Below are 18,340 nucleotides of genomic sequence, written 5' to 3'. Positions count from 1 at the left end.
AGAGCATTTTATCCAAACATTCTGCGATATTTTGGGCTCAGGTTTTCGATATCAAAGACGACGAAAAAGTCTATAGAACCAAACTCGCGATCCACTATGGGCGGTCCGCAAACTCGGGCACCCAGCCGCAGATACATATCAAACAATGCCGGTAGTTTCGCGTCGCCTTCATGGCAATCGCTGTCAATATCAATCTGGTCACGTTTGGGAACTACCTTTAGCCTTTCGTCAAAATGGCCGTCACGTCTAAGTTGATGGAAGATCCGTTCACCTTCCGATTCGTCTTGCGTAAAAACCGAGCAGCAACCGAAGAAATAGCGCTTTTCCGTGTGCCTAGAGTAAGAAAGCAAGGCTTTCCAAAGAAGGAACAGTACCCTTGTGTTTCGATGTTTGCGGGCGATGCAGGCTCGGCCGATCTCGATCCCGTTTTCCAAGATTTCTTCGGGCAGATCTTCTATCGTGAATTCATTAGCCGAGTAAAAACCTTTTATAGACCGGGCAGTATCAAGGCTGTTAAGTCGGTAGGTCCCAACCGTTTTGCCTGTCGTTCGATCGAGAAGACGAGATGTTTGCATTTGAAATCATAGGCGTCGAACTCCAGCTGAGAATTGACCGGCGTTCTGTTTGCATTCGATCCCATCTCGACGTTGAAAACCTGATGCCGCAGTCTCAAAGCCGCGGCAACTTCAGGCGGATTTTCCGCAATTCGCACTTCATACTTACCCTCAATCGTCGGAGAAAGACGGGGAGGTTGATGATCGATACGATCCCAATCTATCGATTGTGCGAGTTGCATATGGGACCACATTTCCTCCGACCCGAATCAGGCTCGGCACTAATGGATTCCGCCAGATACAAAGATTATTCCTAATCAACCACAGGTTTCTTGTGGCTATCGGTGTAACGTGACATTTCGTGTTGACGAATGTCATTTTCCACCACATGCTCTTTATCCTCCGTTTTTCCATTCTGTAAAGTTAATTGGATAGCTGATACGATTTTCCTACAGCGAGACTGCCGCGATAAGAGTTTCACACGAGCATCTTCATATGATAAGATACTCACACGTAAGACTCACTTCGATAAGATTTTCACATGAAAGATAAAGAAATTGGATGAGAAAAGATAAGAAAAATCCACGAGAAACAACGATCTATCTTGATTTTGCCCTTCCGATAAGAAAAATATATGGCTGAAAGTGGACCATCAAAGGCCTTGCCACGACACATCGGGCTTGTTGCCGTTATCGAAGAGCTTAAATTGAGGACCCCTGTGCCGGCCGTTCACTCCTCCGTGGTGGCCGGTGCGCGAAGAACACGTATTGAGAACGAAGCGATTTTCGAACAGTACCCGAAAACCTATGCCACGAATAATTTGTATGAAAACCTGAAATTTGCGATGCGGTATGATCCAGTAGACCTCGGTGTGCTACAAGCCGCTTTTGCTCAAATCGCCGCGGAAGATATTAAAACTTGGGTTAGCACCGAATCTACCGGGATCTATGCTCGGAAAATATGGTATTTATATGAACTACTTACAGGTGAGATTTTGGATCTGCCGGATGTAGCTCCGACAGGATATGTCGATTTGCTGAATCCAAAGCTGCAATTGACTGCAAGCAGCACGCAGATAAGGCGTCAGCGTATCAACGATAACCTACTCGGTACCCGCACCTACTGCCCGCTAATTCGCCTCACAGACAGACTAAAAAGCGCTGTGGCTGAAGGACTCGACAAGGAAGCAAGAGAGATCGTCGAAGGCAGTGACCCGCTGATCTTGGCAAGAGCTATAAGCTTCTTGTACACAAGGGAAACAAAATCGTCTTTCGCAATCGAGGGCGAGGTGGCGGGAAAATCTGGGCTGAACGTTTCGTGGCCGCCCTTGAGCACGCTGCAGAATTTGAAACAGGCGATAAAGCGAACTTCGTCGATTTGCAGAACCAGATAGTCGATCCGCTTTTCCGCAAAAGATTGGCACAATCCAGAACTATGTCGGTCAGACTGCGCGATTACACCGTGCAGGTTCACTTCGTTTGCCCAAAACCGGAGGACGTTGGGGATCTAATGGAAGGTTGGATGGACTGTGCCCGCCGGCTTCAGACCTCCTCGGTTGATCCAATTGCGGCAGCCGCGGCGATGGCGTTTGGATTTGTATTTGTCCATCCTTTCGAAGATGGCAATGGCCGAATACATCGTTTTTTGATCCATCACGAGTTGGCGCGCTCGGAGTTCGCTCCGCCGAAGCTAATTTTTCCCGTGTCTGCTGTCATGCTTCGCGAACGCGTCGACTATGATCGCGTTTTGGAAAGCTTCTCGAAAGCAATTCTTCCATTTATCGAATTTACATTGGACGCTCAAGGTGGCATGACAGTCGAGAACGAAACGTCGAATCTATATCGGTATTGGGATGCGACGAGATTGTCGAATATTTGTACGGCTGCGTAGCAGAGACGATTCGACGCGACTTACGGGAAGAACTCGGTTTCTTAGCAGTATTCGATCAGGCCCTTACAGAAGTGATGAACATCGTCGATTTGCCGGACCGACGAGCCTCGTTATTGATTCGGTTTATCCTACAGAATCGCGGCACCCTGTCGAAGAACAAACGAGAAAAGGAGTTTCCGGAACTTACCGACGAGGAGATCCTGTCAATCGAGTCCGCAATTCGGGAAATCTCTGAGTCTATTAATCAGTGATCTGTTGTCACCGGACGAGCAATTTCGGGGGGAAATTCGGGGGGAATTACCGAGGCGTTTATATGTCCATGATAGGCTGATCGTGTCTACAGCTGTCCGAAAGTGTCCACCTGTGGACTTAAAATCCTGTGAACTAAGGTTCGTACGGGTTCGATTCCCGTCCCCAGTACCACATTAACTAATTTACATACAAATACTTAAGGACCGGCTCGAAAACGGGCAGGTCCTTCTGTTTCTTCCCATCTGGATTTCAGGGGGAATTTCAGGGGGAATTTCTCTCTTTATTCACGACCATTAGTGACTTGATGTGAGAACTTATGACGCCGAATGTCCAATTTGTCGGTGAAGGAACCTCTAGACGCTAAAAAGGCACACGGCTTGCATTCAGCGGTTGAGCAGGAGAGGGAACTTGCCTTATGAATCATGAAATAATCGACAGCCAGCAACTCGCACAACGATGGAATCTTACGGGTACTTTCGAAGCAATCGCCAAAAGATTTCAACGCCTCAGGGCCTTACCTAGGTCGAATCCTCGGCATTTGAAGGCACTTCGAATCGGTAATCAAATACGCTACCGGATGGCAGATATTCTGGAATATGAAGATCGAAATGTCGCTGGCAGGCGTCGGGTATTAAATTAATTATAATTGCGACTAATTTATCGGATCAAAGGGCGGTTTCATTTCAAACCGCCGGTTAATTTTCGAACCGCTCGCCTCCCGTTTCGAGTCCTTTTTCCGGGAATTGAGGATTCGAATTATTCTCTGATTCATTGAACCCCGATACTCGCCGACGCCGACTCTCTCACTACTTAGGAATGGTCCGTCTATGAGCAAATCTATGTGAGTCAAAATGTAATGGATACTAGGAACATTTCGCTGGATCAGAGCATCGATTGTATAGCCGGTATAAACGGTTACATTGATTCCATGAATCTTTAGGCTGGCCACAAGTTCGCCCACCGCCTCTGCCTGGTCGAATGGTTCGCCACCTAGGATTGTAACTCCGTCGCTGTTATTTTTCTCCCGCAAGATGTCGGCAACGATAGAAGAGATCGGAACTCTCTTGCCATTCAGTCGATTGTGAGTTTCTGGTACATAGCAACCTGAACATCGAATCGTACAACCTGACACCTGGACTACGCTTCGCACACCCGGACCATCAACGACGGAACGGTGGTATATCGTGTACAGCCAGATAAAACGATGATCGTCAGATAAGGCATCAATCTGATTAGCGGGTTTAGAGATATCCACGTCCGACGGCTTGCCGCAGTTCACATTGTGCGGGGAATCAAAGTTCGCACGGAGGTCAGCTAAGTCGTCCGTAGAAACTCCCCCGACTTCTATGGTGAGCTTTCCACGATCGGGCTCAATGATGAATGTGAGTTCCTTACTCATTTTCGTCTCGTCGTTTGTTTCGATCTTGGAGTGACAAAGTACTCCTCCTTGCGGACTTCGGTAGACGGATCGCCAAGGACTTCTTTAAGCTGTCTTGCCGCTTTCTCGCACATCGGTCCGTGATAGCCTTTTATCTCTGTTTCGCAGGTTCCGCGTTCAGTATCGATTTTGAATTCGACTTCAGGCATTTTCGTTGCTCCTCAATATTTAATCCGTATCTTGAGAGTCTTTCCCACCCGCTCTTTACTAAGCGTTCCCCCAAGCTTCTTTGCCATCTTCCTCGCGGCAGCTTCGTGATAGTTGTTTTGCAGTCTAACGATGAAATCTTTGCCGAGGCGATAGGACAGATCCATGTCGTCGATAACCGCAACATAGCCCTTTGACGTTTTCCTGAAGCCGATATCTCCTAAAAGCGATTGTCCGCGTACTTCACGACGCCCGATTACGACGTCCGCTGTTTGTGGATCGCGTTTGTCCCATCCTTCGAGAGTAATGTCAGTTCCCACAGTCGGGGATGCGAACCCGCATTCGGCCAAGGCTTCGAGAAGCAGTTCTCGATTCGGAAACGACTGAGAGTCGAATGTCATGTATTTACTCATTTAGATTCTCCGTAATTAGAGTTCATAGATCCGATCGGCGCGGTTTCCGGTAATGCCAGGATTTTCGTTTCGGGAGCCTACGCCTTTGATATTGTTCCGTGCCCATTTGCGGATCTCTTCGATCTTCTCGCTCATCATCTGAGCTGTAGGCGTGATGCCCTCGGCGGCCTTAATGATGTCGCGAGTCTCGGCCTGCCGGTCACCGTCGATAAAGGCTTCAAGGACTCCGTCTTGTACTGCACCTTCGATCTCCGCACCGGAGAAATCCTTGCTCTTATCTACGAGCTTTTCCAGGTCGAACTGGTCGGTATCGAGATGTCTCTTCTTGAGATGGACTCGGAATATTTCTCGACGATCCTCGCTTTCCGGAAGGTCGACAAAATGAATGTATGAGAACCGGCCGATCCTGAACTGTTCGGATTCGAGCTCTCGAACGTCGTTCGCGGTCGCGAAAACGAGAACGTCCTTGTTGTCCTGCATCCAGTTGAGAAGATAGGAGATGGTTCGGGCCGTTTCGCCGCCGTCGGTCTTGTTGGACGACTTCATTCCTGAGACCGCTTTTTCGAACTCGCTGATACCAAGAATGCCTTTAATCGTGCCAGCGATAGATAACGCCCGCTTTATCGACATCGCGGATGAGCCAATGACACCTCCGCCCTCACCCATGATCGAACCAAAGTCCAGATCAAGCAGAGCCCGATTCGTGATGCTTGACGCGACCCGTTTACAGAGATCCTTTCCGCAACCCGGCAATCCGACGAGGAGAATTCCCTTGCAAGGTTCGACGTGGCGTGCTTTTGCTCTCGGACTGAATGTGTATGCTGCGCGTTCGAGGATGGCTCGAAGCGATTGGTAGCCGCCTAAGTTGCTTGCCGGTTCGGGATGAACATAGGTCAATGAGCCGCTACCTCGAATGACGTTTTTCTTTTCTTCAAGAATGACATTGATCGAATCCTGATTCAGACCGTTACAACTGATGACCGCCTTTGCGACGACATTGCTGATCTCGACTGCTGTCAGACCAAGAAGAGACTGCTGCAGTGCGTCTTGGGTTTCTTTGGTAAGGCTAATATCGAGACCGTTCGAACGCAGATTCTCAAACTGAAGCTCTATCGAGTCTTCGATCTCTGATTCCCTCGGAAGGTCGAGTTCTATTTGCGTTACTTCCTTTTCGAGCGTCTTGAGTTCTGGGAAGTTCGGTCCTACGAAGAGAATTGTGGCTTTCGTCGATTTCAGCTTCCAGGCGATCTCACGAAGTCGTCGAACCAGCAAAGGGTCTTCCTGCCCGTACGGTGAGATATAGGGTGCGTAATCACACAGCAGGAAAATACCTGTCTTCTGCTCGCTAATAAAACCAAGAAGGCTTTCGGGATCTTCGGTATCGCCGATCGTTTGAGGCGAACTTAGCAGACCCTCTTTTGGATCAGACACCTTCTGAAGGCCGCTTGGGCGGCTCCAGAAATAGAGAGACTTTTCCTTATGCCGCTCCTGAAAGACGAGATCGATCAACGCCTCTCGTACTCGGTCTTCTTCGAAAGTATTGATTGCGATAAGTGGGTATCGGGCTCTGATCCTGATATCTAGCTCATGCAGGAACTTCCGGATGCTGTCGGCACCGGTTTCTAATTCAGACATGTTTTATTAAAGTTGAAGTTAAGAAACGGATTGTGTGACGAGACGCCCGTTATAACCGTTTCGTCCATTGTTGCCGGTCGGTTTAGTAGTATCGGTCATCCTTTCGACCTTCTGCATCTCTTCTCGCGATGCGATGCCGTTATCGATTTTGAATCCAAGATTGGCTAATGCCCTGCCGACCGCACTGGTTTCTCCGTTTTCGATAAAGGATGTTGTGTTCACATATCCCTGGCCACGGATTTCGAATGCGTGTCCCGTAGAACTGGGTTCGGCGTCATCTCTACTCCGATACGCTCCGGCCTTTATACACACGAAGCCGCTGTCTTCGTTAAGCCTTATGATCTCGGTAACGATCCGGCCGTCGGGATACTTCTCATAGAACTCTGCTATGCGTGCGTGAACCGGAATGTATTTGCTCAGGTCGAAGTTTGCCATTTTTAAGACCTCGTCGTCCTTGATCTAGAGTTCGAGAGGCGCTTAGCCGGTCTTCGTCGAGTAGCTTCTTTGAATGGACTGATGTCATTCTAAGAGATCGCTCAGGGCCGTTCGCATCTCTTCCGGCGAACGCTGCTTCGCTTCCCGGCCGGCGGCTGTCTGCAATTGTTCGAGCACCTTTTCGAGAGAGGTATCGCCTGTGAAGTTCATCAGCTGATACCATTCGCACATCTGACGTGCTCGTTTGGCCAATGAACCTGACACAAACTCCGCACCCTTCATTCGTTCTGCCATTTCCGAAGCAGATTCAAGAATCTTCGCTGTTATCTGTGCGAAACCTTCTTTGATCGGAGATACGGCTTCTTCCGCTTCACGCTTGCCGCCTCGATCTTCATCTCCCGGATACGCTCTTTCACCTCACGTTCTCTTCGGGTTTCAGCGGTGACCTCATCGACCTTTATTTCTTCGATTCGGCGTTTTGCATCGATCTCAAGATCAATCTTCGTCTGCTCAGAATTGATGCGGGTCGTTTCGAGTGCAAGAGATTTTGCGAGGTTTCGTTCGGCGATCATCTCCGACCCGAGAATGACCACCTTCGGCTTCATTGTTATCACTAGGCCATCGCGGATCATCTCGCGTGTCGGGACCATTCCGATGGCTTGTGCCGCAACCGCATTGACGAACTCCTCTCGATCAAAGGCTTCGTCGCTCGTGGCTTCGAATCGGTCCGCTGAATCTTCCGCCAGTTTATAAAAGCTGTCCTGAAGGATATTGAGGATCTCGTCGTATTTAGAAAGAACCTCACTCTTTGCTGCGGCGAGAGTTTCGCAGGCTTGAAGATACGCCTTTTCGAATGATTCAAATGCCGTCCAAGGAATCCACTTGTACTCGCTCGTACCCCAGACGGTTTCGCAGAGCGTAAATCTGAAGCCGAATTTGTTTAGAGCGTTATGAGCCTGAGCCCCTCCTCGCATCAGGCGATTCCGATAGATATCAGGGAGCAACCCGGCTCGCGGAGGACTCACTCTGACTGCCGCATTCTCAGGTAGTTGAACTCCGAGAGTTTTCCATTCCAGTTGCCGAACAAGACTACCGAACCCCCGACAATCGATATTCATGAAGATGCCTTCACTTTCCAGTGTCGAAAGATCGAAAGGAAGAGATTCGACCTCTTCAGCACTGATACCCAACTCCGTCGAAGCTCGGTCCTTTCTGGTTTCAAGACTAGCGAGCACTTCTCTGGCAATATCAGACGGCTGCTCAACCAAGGAAATTCCTTCCGTCGATGTTTCATCCGTCCGAGAGCCGCCAAACACGTTTCGGAGCACCGAAGATGCTAACGATGGCAATGCCTGCGAGCCGGAAATTCCGGCAGATGTTTGAGTCTCCATTCGCATCCTGCCCACCGCTCAATTTTCAGCGATTCCGTATTGCTGCAAACACTCGGATAACGGTCTCAGGACGTGATCCTCATCACGACGGACTTTAATCCCGTTGATGTCAACGGATTCCAGTTCACTGAGACAGAAATATCCCCATTCGCGCTCAAGCCCCACGACATAACCAAAGAACAGGAAGTCGCCCCCAACAGCCTTGCCTTCAGTAGCGAACCATGTCCAACCGCTCAGTGGGACCCTGTAAAGCGCAAAGACAATTGGATCTTTAATACCCTCTTGTTCGACGCGCTGAAGCAAACTGATTCTTAGCGTTTCCCGGTAATAAAGTAGACATACGAGGAACATCCGTACGGACGTTACGCAGGTGTCTGCAGCCTATTTTCTTGAATTCGTCCTGCGCTGAACACGCCTGATGTTGAGGAGGAGTTAGACCTGTCTTATGTCTATCGATTCTTAAACGACGAGTATCCTAGTCGCCATATATTTCGTCATGGTTTGGCAAAGAACCAGTAGCATGATTTTTTACTTTCTGAACCTGATTCGGCCTTTCAGCCGCCGGAACGGCCTGAAATCTGAGCGAGTCCGTAAGCCACTGATGTGAACACAATATCTTCCGGTCTCGCGGATGAACCATCGGTGCGCACCAAATCGGACGGAACGGTAAGATCAAGACGTTCCAATGACGTTTCTCTAAAGTTCGTCATCGGGTGGGGTATCATCGCCTTGCACAAATCGATGTCGAATGCTCCGCCGCCTAAAATAATTAATTTCGGATCGCTCCATTGGTTTACGCTAACGTGATTACCAGAAATCCGACCGTAGGCTTTTTGCGCTGCGTGGACAAGCCCGTTGCGAATTTGCTGACAGCCTTCCTCCTTTTCACGTTTGGACAAAGCGTCCATAGCAAAAGGGTGCGAATGAGCCCCGAAAAAGACAATGGAGTCTTTCACCCACTGTCCGTCGATATGCTCATCTTTGATTAAGAAGGCGCAAGAATCCGTAGTTCCGGCTCCAACATCAATGCAAAAGTAGGTAGAGCTCGGGGTTGCCGGCGATCGAAATGACCAGAACATTGAGGCTTCGGTTTCCGATCTTAGCCAGTTTCGTACATTTGCTTCCGGCACGGGCGGTTTTTGCCGACTGCGAAATAAGCCTCCCGTCAAGGAGCTCCCGTGCCGTTGTCAAGCTAACCGTGTCTGACCCGATGGGTCCATAGTTGGTATACATGTGATAGGCAACTCTCGCAACATACAAGTAGCTCTCCCGTAGTACCTTGTCCTCCAGAAAACTCATCGGAATTCCCAGGCTCATTCCCATCTTAAATTCTAGACTCCCAACTATTTTCACTGCGTGCAAATGTCCAATTGAGAGAAGTCGCCAAACAGTCAGGGTTACGAGATCTCCACTCGAAAAGCGGTCTGGAAGATTCTTCAATTCTCCGTAAAAATGTTGTCGGAGACTACCTGTCACATCTCCCGCAAATCTCATCTTTATACTTTTCAACGCATCCTGAAGGTCCGAGTTGAGTCGAATGGTTTCTCCATCAAAAGATACGGCTGAAGGTATCCGAAAACGGTCGTTCGGTTCGAGGAGGTAAGCCCTCTCGCCTCCAGCCGCCTCGAAATGGCGCAATACTAGTTTCGAAGCACTCGTCCCGTAATCGATTCCTAGATGCAGACGGTTCATATTCTAAAGATTCATATTCTAAATAGGTGTGCCTACCTTTAGGTATCCGACTGCGATATCGGTCCAGCCGCTTACACCAACTCGCATACCTTGAGATTCAATGGCTCGGACAGCGGCCAGAGTTTCTTCTGCTTTCCTTATTTTTAGAGTTCCCATTTTGATCGCAAATTCCTTCGCCCCACCCTCGACCATTCTCGATACCTGATCCACTGCTCTCCTTAGTTTCATTTCCGCCATTCGCACGGAATTGCCTTCCGCTGGGCGAGTCTGTCAACTGCGAGCTGCTTTTCCCGGTTGTCCAAGTCATTGCGGGAGATGTCTAGAATCCGATTCAGATGTAGTTCAACCTGCTCCGATTTCTCAGCCAGTGTAAACGCGAGCTTATAACTAGCTCCATGGTCAAGTATTTCCAAGAGAACGGGAACCGTACTGGCGGGATCAGACCATTGTCTGTCACCCTGGAAATCGACTATAGCAATGTGGAGTTTATTCTTCGGAATCGGCCCATCGAGCTCGAGAATTCGAGCCGCAAATGCATACAGTCCGGGTTCGAGGATCTCAGACTCGCTAAGGGCCAAACAGAATGTCTCATTTCCGAAGCGGCCCGCCCATTTCCACACCGCAAACTTTACGAGTGGGTGAGTAAAATGTAGCAAATCCGCGTTCGCATGACGGTAAGCGACCTCGCGGGAAAGGGTTGCCGTGACCTCAGTAGAAGCGATTCTCCTACCAAACGCTATTACGTCGCTTCCAAACTCTAGTGATGAGTCATCAATGTCCCGGGCCAATTGCGGCGAAAGCCTAAATCGCTGAACACTTGAAAGTGTATTTTCGGGAATAAGATATCCGGGATAGAATGTCGCTAAAAACCGGTTGAGAAAACGTAAGAGGTCTGCCTCGCCGGGAACTTGCTTCTCGCCTGATAATGCAGCTATTTCGTCCAACAGACTCTGATCTGATGTAAAGAGATTTTCAGCCTGCCCACGGACTTGTTTTGCAACGACGGTCCGGTTCGCAATTGCCCGTTCTTCGATACGCAGTTTCTTTTCTAACTCGTCATGCGTTAGGCTGCCACTAACTGCCTCGCGAGTTAGTTTCTCGATCTGGTCCCCAACAATTGGATCAATCTCACCAATCGAAGTTTCGAAAATCCCGATCTTTCTTAGAAGCCTTTCCAGAATTCTTTCTTCGATCGAATCTTGTACGACAAAATTGATGACCACAATTCGCTCAGCTTGTTGGCCGATCCGGTCGACGCGACCAATGCGTTGCTCCACAACCATTGGATTCCAAGGCAGATCGTAATTCAGAACGACGGACGCACTTTGCAGATCGATACCTTCTCCACCGACTTCGGAGGTTAGAAGGACGTCATTTTCAGAAAGCGTTAAGAAGTCTTCGATTGCCCTATCCCGATCCAAAAGTGGAATTTTCCCATGGATCATCCGAACGCCGATACTTTTCGCCTCAAGGGATCTACGAAGATACTCGAGCGTCTTTCGAAAGAACGAAAAGACCACAATTTTGCGACGTGGCATTTTTAGCTTTTCATCTTCGTCCCAAATCGTACTTAAAGTTTCGTAGAAATCCTCAAATTTTGTATCGGCCCCACCATTTTGAGACCAATCGGTCACAAGAGCGGCGAGTCTCTCCTTTTGCGAACCAAACCAACTGCTAATTTCGCTCGTCACACTTTGTCCGAATACTTCATCGTCAGGCGCATCAGAACCCAAATCGTTAGCCATAGTTCTGGCCTCAGACATACTCGATGACTCAATTCGTTCCTGAAAGTATGCGATTGCGGCCGGAATACAACTCGCGGTGGCCCTGTAAGCCATAAGCGTAGCCATCTGATATCCCCAACTTTGAGACAACTCGTGATCAGGTCGAACTCGACAGAGTTGTTCGACACTTTCATAAATTCGCCGCTCAGGCTCGGATAAATTGACATGCTTCCAATAGGCGATCCGCTGGCATTCCAATATCTTTCGGTTGGCCTCCATCTGGCGACTGAAAATTTCGCGATCTGGAAATTCATCCTCGGACAGTAGCCTCAATAGATTCCACAGATCATCCAATGTGTTCTGCACAGGTGTCGCGGTAAGGAAGACACGATGATCGGCAAGATCGCATAAAAGTCTTCCAAGCCTGTGCTGCAACGTTTCAGGGTTCCTAAGCCTGTGAGCCTCGTCAACAATAATAAGGTCCAATCCAGGTTGCGCAGCCTCTAACGCATTCTGCACGTCCTTATGTCGGGCCCCTTCATAGGATATTATCCACTTAAAAGGTCCGACGTCTCGGCCTTTTCCAAAGAATTGGATAGGTCGATAAGGTCACTTCCTTTTGCTATCTCGAACGGCTCTTCAAATCTCTGCCATCTCACGCTTCCACTTGGTAGCGAGTCTTGCGGGAGCGAGTACTAGAACCCGTTCTAATTTCTTGCGAGCATCCAGCTCGCGGAGAATGTATCCTGCCTCAATAGTTTTGCCGAGGCCGACATCATCGGCAATAAGCAAACCGTTTCCTCCCCCGTCCAGAAATTTCAGGAGGGGCTTAAACTGGTGTGGGTAGAACATCGTTCTCGCTGACGAGTACGCGTGTGCAACCCGAGCCGTGGGAGATTGGACCTTTTGAAATGTTAACGTATCGCGAAAGTGATCGATTCCAGAGAACTCATGATCGCGCAGTTTTTCCCACGCTGTCTTCACCCGAGTCCAACCCCGAATTGAGGTTTCCGGAACGGCGGCAACGGTCCCGCTAAATTGAACCTTGTAGATCCAACTTTCGGTCTGATCATCCCAACAAGGCTCCAGCACCACACCATTTACCTCAGGCTGGTTAATGCTTTGTACAATGTCGCTTGTCTTAAACTTTGCCTCCATTAGATTTATTTATAGCATCATGTGTTTTTATTCGCGAGGTTGGTGATTAGAACGGAGTCCGACAACATAAATGTTGTTGTTTCAGAAGTTTGCGGCTCAGAAAGAACTATAATCTGGTTCCTTCGGTGATGGAGTCTAGGGTGCAGTAGCGAGATTTACCAGTTCCGCTGTCGAGATCAAAATAAACCGCAAATCGCTTGAGGGTTCTTGTCAAAAGCATCGACGAAAGCATCTCAGCCATCTCGATCGCCACCCGCTGATTGATGTTAAGACCTTGCTCGCCCTGACGAACCCGTTCGGGACACGATACATCACTCCTCGCCTCAATTTTTTCGGGTTCAAGAAGATCGGGGTGCTGAAGCGACGGTGCCGGAAGTGCTCGGCAGATACTAGTTCCCGTGAAGTATTGTTCGGGTTTTAAGCGCCTTGTTGTCGAGCCTAGCAATACTTGGCCCGACGATCTTCCGTTACCACCGTCTATCCACCAAAGTCTGGACGCGTCACCGTAGTCGCGAAACTCATCAAGAGCGCGATGCATCTCTCGTCGAGCCATGTAGTTATCGACGCAACCGATGATGATCGTCAGATTTCGGTAGTCGCTATTCGAGCCTTTAAGATGCTTCCCGGGATCAAACTTCTCACAAGAAAAGCTTGTTTCTATTCCCCAAGCCATAGAAACTCGTTCCGCTAGTATCTGTCCCTTGTATCGTCCGACTTCAGCGAAGCAGAAATTGCTGCGCGGAATATTTGCGTTTTCTACCACGTCCGGGTCAACGATCAGCATTTCGGCGGATTTGTTTTGCTGCTGCTTTAGTTCGAAAATCAGTCGCGCTAGAGCAGGAACTACAAAGGAACCTGTTCCTCCGGCACCGACAACAATGAACCGAAGAGAGTTGAACTCGACAGGCATCACAACGGCGGCCTGCGAAAAGCTGAGATCGATATCCATCACAACATCATCTGAAGCAGAGCTTCGACCTCATTCAGATCGACAACTCCGCTTGGCAAGTGTCCGATCCAGGAAAATGGAATTGGGATAAGGTGATCGTAGATCCCGCAGCGGAATCTGATCTTTGGTTTATCGTGGACGTCTGCAATGATTCCGAAGATGCGGAACTTTCCCGATTCGTCGCGGTCATCTGCGGTACTAAACTGGTATGCCCCATCTGGGTGCGTATGAATCTCGATACAGGCCTCGAGTATTCGGGCCGCCTATCATCGGCGATGGTCGAGGTATGTGTCCTGTCCTTGCTCGACGTACACCACTGCCACGCGTATCGCTCACTATCCCAGTAGACAAGATAAAGTTCTTCCCTAAATTTCTCGTTCGAATTGGAGATCTGGGCGTGTTTGCAAATTTCGTCCCATATACGATTTGGAACTTTCGGCTTATGCCATTTGATACCTACATTTGCGGCTGGAAGGCCCTTTATCTCTCTGAACATCAGAGGAACTGAAACCGTAAATTCAACACGTTGAGCTCTTAGAAGTACGCCGTTACCGGCAAGAAGATACTCGTAAAGAATGGCTTCTACCGGCTCAAATCGTTCTTTTGCGATCCGATGGCCGATAAACTCCTTTCGTCTTTCCATATTTCTTTTAGAACCGCGAATCATATCTTCGCTGTTCAACGATTGTTTCCCATGCGTCGTCGATCGTAGTACTTGATAAGAGCAATTCGGACTTCGGAAATTTCTTCGCTTTGTCATCCGCCAATTTCAAAAGAAGTTCGCGCACATCTTGTGGTTCGGATAGGCATCGCTCGCTGGCATTATCTGCATTAAATGGCGTGTCGAAAATCAACCGCCACACTTCGCTGAGTGCAGACGGGTGGGTTTCCGGAACTTCGTTCTTTCCAAAGCAGATCTTACCAGAGCCAACATTAGGCAGCGGAGCAACCGCAAGGTTGGTGTTAGCCGATATGTGAGATGAAGCCGAGGCCCAGAGATAATATTCCCGTCCTTTACCGAGAAGGATGAGAGGGGGCAATGGAACTGAGATCTCCACAAGTCCCTTTTCAGAAAAAGCGATAGTTATCTTGCGTATTGCGGCTGGCTCGTACGAGAGGATCGCGTTACCTTCGGGAGCCTCGCGGTAACGCAAGACCCGTTTACCAAGCCATCCCGTATCTGTATAAACTCTTCGAAAGGCCCTAGCCACCTGGTCACTCGAAAGAGCCTTCAACGACACAGATGATTCTTTAAGATCAGCAAAGAGATACTGACCGGGCAGGAAATACAGCGCGGCGGAAGCATCGACAGGTACTTGTAAGGGCCTATTCATCGGTTAGCTTTGCCTCCCGACCCGACCTTTCCGTTATTCCAGAATGAAATAAGCTCACTAAAGAATGTCTGAGCATCTTCTTCAATCCTTTTATCTAGCTGTTCGAGATTTTTGAAGTACAGGTTTGCGGCATTATACGCCTCGGTCAAATAGTCAACAGTTTCTTTGTTCCATTCGAAGAACTCCGGATATTGGCAGTTAGTAACGTCTAGCCACGGATTACCGGTGGAGTGATCGACCAGGCGGATCAGATCGCTGAAGGGTTTTGCTTTTGCACCATGCTTTTCTTTCCAGATATTTGCATGTGCCGTCTTGATCGGAGGAAGTGATTCCGTATCAACTTCGTACTTTTCAGAAAAATATTTCCAGATCTCGTCATCTTCATTAAAATAAAACGTCAGGCCGGCCAGGTAACTGTCCCGCAAGTGTGCGAAATCAACTTCTTCGCAGCAAAGGTCGAAGTTCATCGGCGGAATAGCAAATCGTTCTAGTTCTAACTCAGGATCGTCATGCCAGTATTCGAGCAGTGGAAAGCGCTTGTCATTTATAAGCTGAAAGAATTCATTTGTACGTTCGCTGTACGCCTTAAAATAACCTGCTCTATAGAGACTCTTTGTTGATCGTTCCCAGTCTTTTGGAAACATTTCAATATAAAGCCGGTATTTGTGCTGTTCCGATACGACTCTGGAGACTGTTTCGCATGCATATAAGGCGTTGTTGCTTTTTGCTTTAAATTGAAGATATTCGAGCGAGCGGACCAGACGTTCGCCAAATCCAAAAATTGGCTTTCCGTTCTCGGCCGTCGCCAATCCCTAATCCGTTCATCAAAGTCTCGCTTACTCAGAATCCGACGGGAATATAGTCGATCGCTGACGCCGGGCTCTTCTGAAACGCCTTTCGGTGGGATTCGATTGTTTCGATCTCCTGAGTGCCGATCGCCAGAATTTTCTCGGCCTCGCTTACTTCCTCGACGCTCAAAAGTTCTGTAGCCTCCCGCCGCATTAGCCGTTCCGCAAGAATGATCGCCGGATTGATCTGCTCGTTCTCAGCCCGCAATAGTTCGTGAGGCGATTCGTCAGGCGGCATAGCCCTTATGCTGCGCTCGTTTGACAATGGTGACGCTGAGTTTGCCGTCCTTAACCTCACGCGTGATGTTCGCGTTCTCGATCGAAGCGAAATGCGGCTGAAGCACAACCTTCAGTGTCTTATCTTCCTGTGCGAGCGACGCATCAAGTTCGAAAGTCTGCCCTTCGATCTTAATCGTCGCCTTCGGATCGGTCACGGGAGATCTACCATCCATGCTTTCCGTCGATTCCGTTTCGTCGCCGTTCGTGGTGCCCGACGGATTTTCCTCCGGAGTAATTTTGGTTTCGTTTTCCATAATTTTCTCTGAAGCGCAAAGGGACTGTTGGTCCTTCGCTGGTTCCTGCGGTATTGCACTTGAAGTTGAAGTTGCGTCGGCGCCCGTAACCGCCTTCTCGGAAAGGTGATCTGGACTTTTCGCAGCAATCTTGGGACTTCGCTTTTTGGTTGTAGCCTGCTCCTTCTTCATCTTCTCGGCCGCCAGGAGAGGAAGGGAGTTTCTGGTACTCGTCGAGGGCCGCCGATATCGGATCAGATAGATTGAACTCACCACTTTCATTGCACCGGTTCACAAATGCAATCTGCGGAGCAAAACCATGCGAACGCACACTGACAACGCTGTCTCTTGAACCGTTGGATTCGGGCAGTAACTGGATCACGACCGTGATAGTGCAGGCGTCAAAGTTATAGGGTTCCTTTTCAGACAGAACAACCGATCTTACGGACTGTTCAGTGTCGTTTCGATCTGACACTGAGTCATCTAACGATTCTATCGAGCGCGTTGGCTCAGGGTCACTCTCAACTTCTGAAGCGGACTTAACCGCATCATGTTCCTGGGATTCCTCGACTTCGAGATTTAGTATCGGAGGTGGGACGGAATTATGTTCTACTCTTGCTTCATCAGGCGGCTCGACATTTGAAAAGGCCTCAGCCGAGTCCAACATCGAAACGATCTCTTCCTCGCATTCGGGCTTGCACTCGTTCGCGTAAGATGGTCGCTCCTGAACTGATTCTTCCGAATCGACGATACCGAGGAACTCGTCTTTTGCTTCTACCGTAGATTCAGTCTGGATATGGGTCTGCGGTTCAGTAAAAATCGCTGAATTGGTAGGAACAGTGGTTTCTACTGCCGCCGGAATCGAAGGGGGGATTGGACTAGATGATAGTTGAACGGTTTCACGTTCAATCTCACGAAGCCTTTCCAGAAATTTGCTCAGGAAAATGTTCCGGATCGTTACTTCCTCGTGCGACCGAGTCATATACTCGGCGCCCTTCCAGAGTTCCAGTCCGATCTGCTGATTCGTCTGCCCGCTGCTTTGAAATCCTTCGTTTTGACTAACCTCATTTGCGAGCGTTCTGGCAGTGAAGATCAGTTGTTCTATCTTCTCGCGATTATCAAGGGGATGAACGAACCGCTATTCAGAATTTCCATATCTCTATCTCCACAATCCTATCTACCGCTCTTTTGTTTCCCCAATGATTGTCGAACAAAAGGTAAAAGGTTCGCGAAACCTCGCGAACCTCTAAACCGATAACCTTGTATGTAATTTTACGCCGCAGCCGCGAAAGATGTAGGAGGGTTTGACGGAGAAACGAACCGTTCTTGGTTCTTCTTAAGGATCCGCGAAATCGTTGAATGAGTAGTATTCATCGAACGGGCCGCACGTCGCAAATTCCCGTTGGATCGTCTTAAGGCGTGTTCAATAAATGTTGCGGCCGCCTTTACGTACACACTATCCAAATCATCGGTTTCGGGGTCGAGGATCACTGTCAGAAAACTTCCATTTTCATCAGCTATCGGTAGCTCAACATGCGGGCATCTGTCTCGGTCGCGCACCATACGATTGACGCATTGATGAGTGATTTCCACATCATCAATAGATTCCACAGCGAGTCGGGTGGCAAAGTTGCGAAGTTCGCGGTAATTGCCCTTCCACTCCAGTTCTTGGATTGCGGAAAGAGCATCCTTTTCGATTCTGGAACGGCAATTCTATACCTATAGTCTTCTCTTTTTCCAACTGATCCAAGAATGTCTCTAAAATCCTTTCCTTCTGATATCTGAGAGTAAAGTTTCAAGTTGTAGAATATTCAAGCGAGTCAAATGGGTCCGCCCTGAATGAGCCGCTGTTCACCATCGATTGCAGATCTCTGGAAGTCGCAGCTACGATTCGAACATCTATCTCTCGATCCCGCGTCCCGCCGACACGACGAATACGCCTTTCTTCTACCGCCTTTAGAAATTTTG

25 protein-coding genes are annotated in these 18,340 nt (G+C 48.9%); 2 read left to right on the top strand and 23 right to left on the bottom strand.

Going from position 1 to position 18,340, the window contains the following annotated elements; translation table 11 throughout:
- Nucleotides 1-8: 8 nt before the first annotated feature.
- Both IPG22_07225 and IPG22_07220 read right to left on the bottom strand, forming a co-directional pair.
- Complete coding sequence (locus IPG22_07225) at nt 9-575, bottom strand: GNAT family N-acetyltransferase (GenBank protein ID MBK6588069.1); 567 nt, start codon at nt 573-575, stop codon at nt 9-11.
- The gene (locus tag IPG22_07220; GenBank protein ID MBK6588068.1) at nt 488-796 is read right to left on the bottom strand and encodes a GNAT family N-acetyltransferase; all 309 of its coding nucleotides are present in this window, start codon (nt 794-796) and stop codon (nt 488-490) included. The genes IPG22_07225 and IPG22_07220 overlap by 88 nt, the downstream gene beginning before the upstream one ends.
- 392 nt (nt 797-1,188) lie before the next feature.
- Here IPG22_07220 and IPG22_07215 point away from each other — a divergent pair, with 392 nt between their 5' ends.
- The gene (locus IPG22_07215) at nt 1,189-1,947 is read left to right on the top strand and encodes a hypothetical protein (protein MBK6588067.1); all 759 of its coding nucleotides are present in this window, start codon (nt 1,189-1,191) and stop codon (nt 1,945-1,947) included.
- A 41-nt stretch (nt 1,948-1,988) separates the two neighbouring features.
- Nucleotides 1,989-2,444 carry a Fic family protein gene (locus tag IPG22_07210; GenBank protein MBK6588066.1) on the top strand — a complete coding sequence of 152 codons (456 nt, stop codon included), beginning with the start codon at nt 1,989-1,991 and terminating at the stop codon, nt 2,442-2,444.
- Between the two features lie 904 nt (nt 2,445-3,348).
- Here the strand turns inward: IPG22_07210 and IPG22_07205 are convergent.
- The 21 genes from IPG22_07205 to IPG22_07105 all read right to left on the bottom strand — a co-directional run.
- A complete protein-coding gene (locus tag IPG22_07205; protein ID MBK6588065.1) occupies nt 3,349-4,095 on the bottom strand; it encodes a 4Fe-4S cluster-binding domain-containing protein in 747 nt (248 codons plus the stop codon).
- Nucleotides 4,092-4,283, bottom strand: a complete 192-nt coding sequence (locus IPG22_07200) for a hypothetical protein (GenBank protein MBK6588064.1) — start codon at nt 4,281-4,283, stop codon at nt 4,092-4,094. The genes IPG22_07205 and IPG22_07200 overlap by 4 nt, the downstream gene beginning before the upstream one ends.
- Nucleotides 4,284-4,295: 12 nt before the next feature.
- A complete protein-coding gene (locus IPG22_07195; protein MBK6588063.1) occupies nt 4,296-4,694 on the bottom strand; it encodes a DUF1257 domain-containing protein in 399 nt (132 codons plus the stop codon).
- A gap of 15 nt (nt 4,695-4,709) precedes the next feature.
- Nucleotides 4,710-6,329 (bottom strand): AAA family ATPase, encoded by a 1,620-nt coding sequence (locus tag IPG22_07190; protein ID MBK6588062.1) that lies wholly within the window; start codon nt 6,327-6,329, stop codon nt 4,710-4,712.
- A gap of 18 nt (nt 6,330-6,347) precedes the next feature.
- The gene (locus tag IPG22_07185; GenBank protein MBK6588061.1) at nt 6,348-6,764 is read right to left on the bottom strand and encodes a hypothetical protein; all 417 of its coding nucleotides are present in this window, start codon (nt 6,762-6,764) and stop codon (nt 6,348-6,350) included.
- A gap of 84 nt (nt 6,765-6,848) precedes the next feature.
- Nucleotides 6,849-7,058, bottom strand: coding sequence for a hypothetical protein (locus IPG22_07180; protein ID MBK6588060.1), 210 nt, complete (start codon nt 7,056-7,058; stop codon nt 6,849-6,851).
- 29 nt (nt 7,059-7,087) lie between these two features.
- Entirely contained in the window at nt 7,088-8,155 is a 1,068-nt protein-coding gene (locus IPG22_07175; GenBank protein ID MBK6588059.1) for a hypothetical protein, read from the bottom strand.
- An 18-nt stretch (nt 8,156-8,173) separates the two neighbouring features.
- Complete coding sequence (locus IPG22_07170; GenBank protein ID MBK6588058.1) at nt 8,174-8,458, bottom strand: hypothetical protein; 285 nt, start codon at nt 8,456-8,458, stop codon at nt 8,174-8,176.
- 251 nt (nt 8,459-8,709) lie between these two features.
- Entirely contained in the window at nt 8,710-9,111 is a 402-nt protein-coding gene (locus IPG22_07165) for a hypothetical protein (protein ID MBK6588057.1), read from the bottom strand.
- Nucleotides 9,112-9,178: 67 nt separating this feature from the next.
- Entirely contained in the window at nt 9,179-9,847 is a 669-nt protein-coding gene (locus IPG22_07160; protein MBK6588056.1) for a hypothetical protein, read from the bottom strand.
- Between the two features lie 18 nt (nt 9,848-9,865).
- Entirely contained in the window at nt 9,866-10,075 is a 210-nt protein-coding gene (locus tag IPG22_07155; GenBank protein MBK6588055.1) for a hypothetical protein, read from the bottom strand.
- Nucleotides 10,072-12,090: a DEAD/DEAH box helicase gene (locus IPG22_07150; GenBank protein ID MBK6588054.1), complete on the bottom strand. Its 2,019-nt coding sequence runs from the start codon at nt 12,088-12,090 to the stop codon at nt 10,072-10,074. The genes IPG22_07155 and IPG22_07150 overlap by 4 nt, the downstream gene beginning before the upstream one ends.
- A gap of 120 nt (nt 12,091-12,210) precedes the next feature.
- Entirely contained in the window at nt 12,211-12,729 is a 519-nt protein-coding gene (locus tag IPG22_07145) for a hypothetical protein (GenBank protein ID MBK6588053.1), read from the bottom strand.
- Between the two features lie 106 nt (nt 12,730-12,835).
- Nucleotides 12,836-13,678 (bottom strand): ThiF family adenylyltransferase, encoded by an 843-nt coding sequence (locus IPG22_07140; protein ID MBK6588052.1) that lies wholly within the window; start codon nt 13,676-13,678, stop codon nt 12,836-12,838.
- 34 nt (nt 13,679-13,712) lie between these two features.
- Complete coding sequence (locus tag IPG22_07135) at nt 13,713-14,321, bottom strand: hypothetical protein (GenBank protein MBK6588051.1); 609 nt, start codon at nt 14,319-14,321, stop codon at nt 13,713-13,715.
- A gap of 7 nt (nt 14,322-14,328) precedes the next feature.
- The gene (locus tag IPG22_07130; GenBank protein ID MBK6588050.1) at nt 14,329-15,012 is read right to left on the bottom strand and encodes a hypothetical protein; all 684 of its coding nucleotides are present in this window, start codon (nt 15,010-15,012) and stop codon (nt 14,329-14,331) included.
- Nucleotides 15,009-15,656 (bottom strand): hypothetical protein, encoded by a 648-nt coding sequence (locus IPG22_07125; GenBank protein MBK6588049.1) that lies wholly within the window; start codon nt 15,654-15,656, stop codon nt 15,009-15,011. The genes IPG22_07130 and IPG22_07125 overlap by 4 nt, the downstream gene beginning before the upstream one ends.
- A 196-nt stretch (nt 15,657-15,852) precedes the next feature.
- The gene (locus tag IPG22_07120; GenBank protein ID MBK6588048.1) at nt 15,853-16,098 is read right to left on the bottom strand and encodes a hypothetical protein; all 246 of its coding nucleotides are present in this window, start codon (nt 16,096-16,098) and stop codon (nt 15,853-15,855) included.
- Nucleotides 16,088-16,312: a hypothetical protein gene (locus IPG22_07115; GenBank protein MBK6588047.1), complete on the bottom strand. Its 225-nt coding sequence runs from the start codon at nt 16,310-16,312 to the stop codon at nt 16,088-16,090. The genes IPG22_07120 and IPG22_07115 overlap by 11 nt, the downstream gene beginning before the upstream one ends.
- Nucleotides 16,302-17,354: a hypothetical protein gene (locus tag IPG22_07110; GenBank protein ID MBK6588046.1), complete on the bottom strand. Its 1,053-nt coding sequence runs from the start codon at nt 17,352-17,354 to the stop codon at nt 16,302-16,304. The genes IPG22_07115 and IPG22_07110 overlap by 11 nt, the downstream gene beginning before the upstream one ends.
- 813 nt (nt 17,355-18,167) lie before the next feature.
- Nucleotides 18,168-18,340, bottom strand: a 173-nt coding sequence (locus tag IPG22_07105; protein ID MBK6588045.1) for a sigma 54-interacting transcriptional regulator, incomplete at its 5' end; no start/stop codon positions are given.

The sequence above is a fragment of the Acidobacteriota bacterium genome, assembly GCA_016703965.1.
In the GTDB taxonomy this organism is placed as follows: Bacteria; Acidobacteriota; Blastocatellia; order Pyrinomonadales; family Pyrinomonadaceae; genus OLB17.
This window is presented reverse-complemented; position numbering and strand designations above follow the sequence as displayed.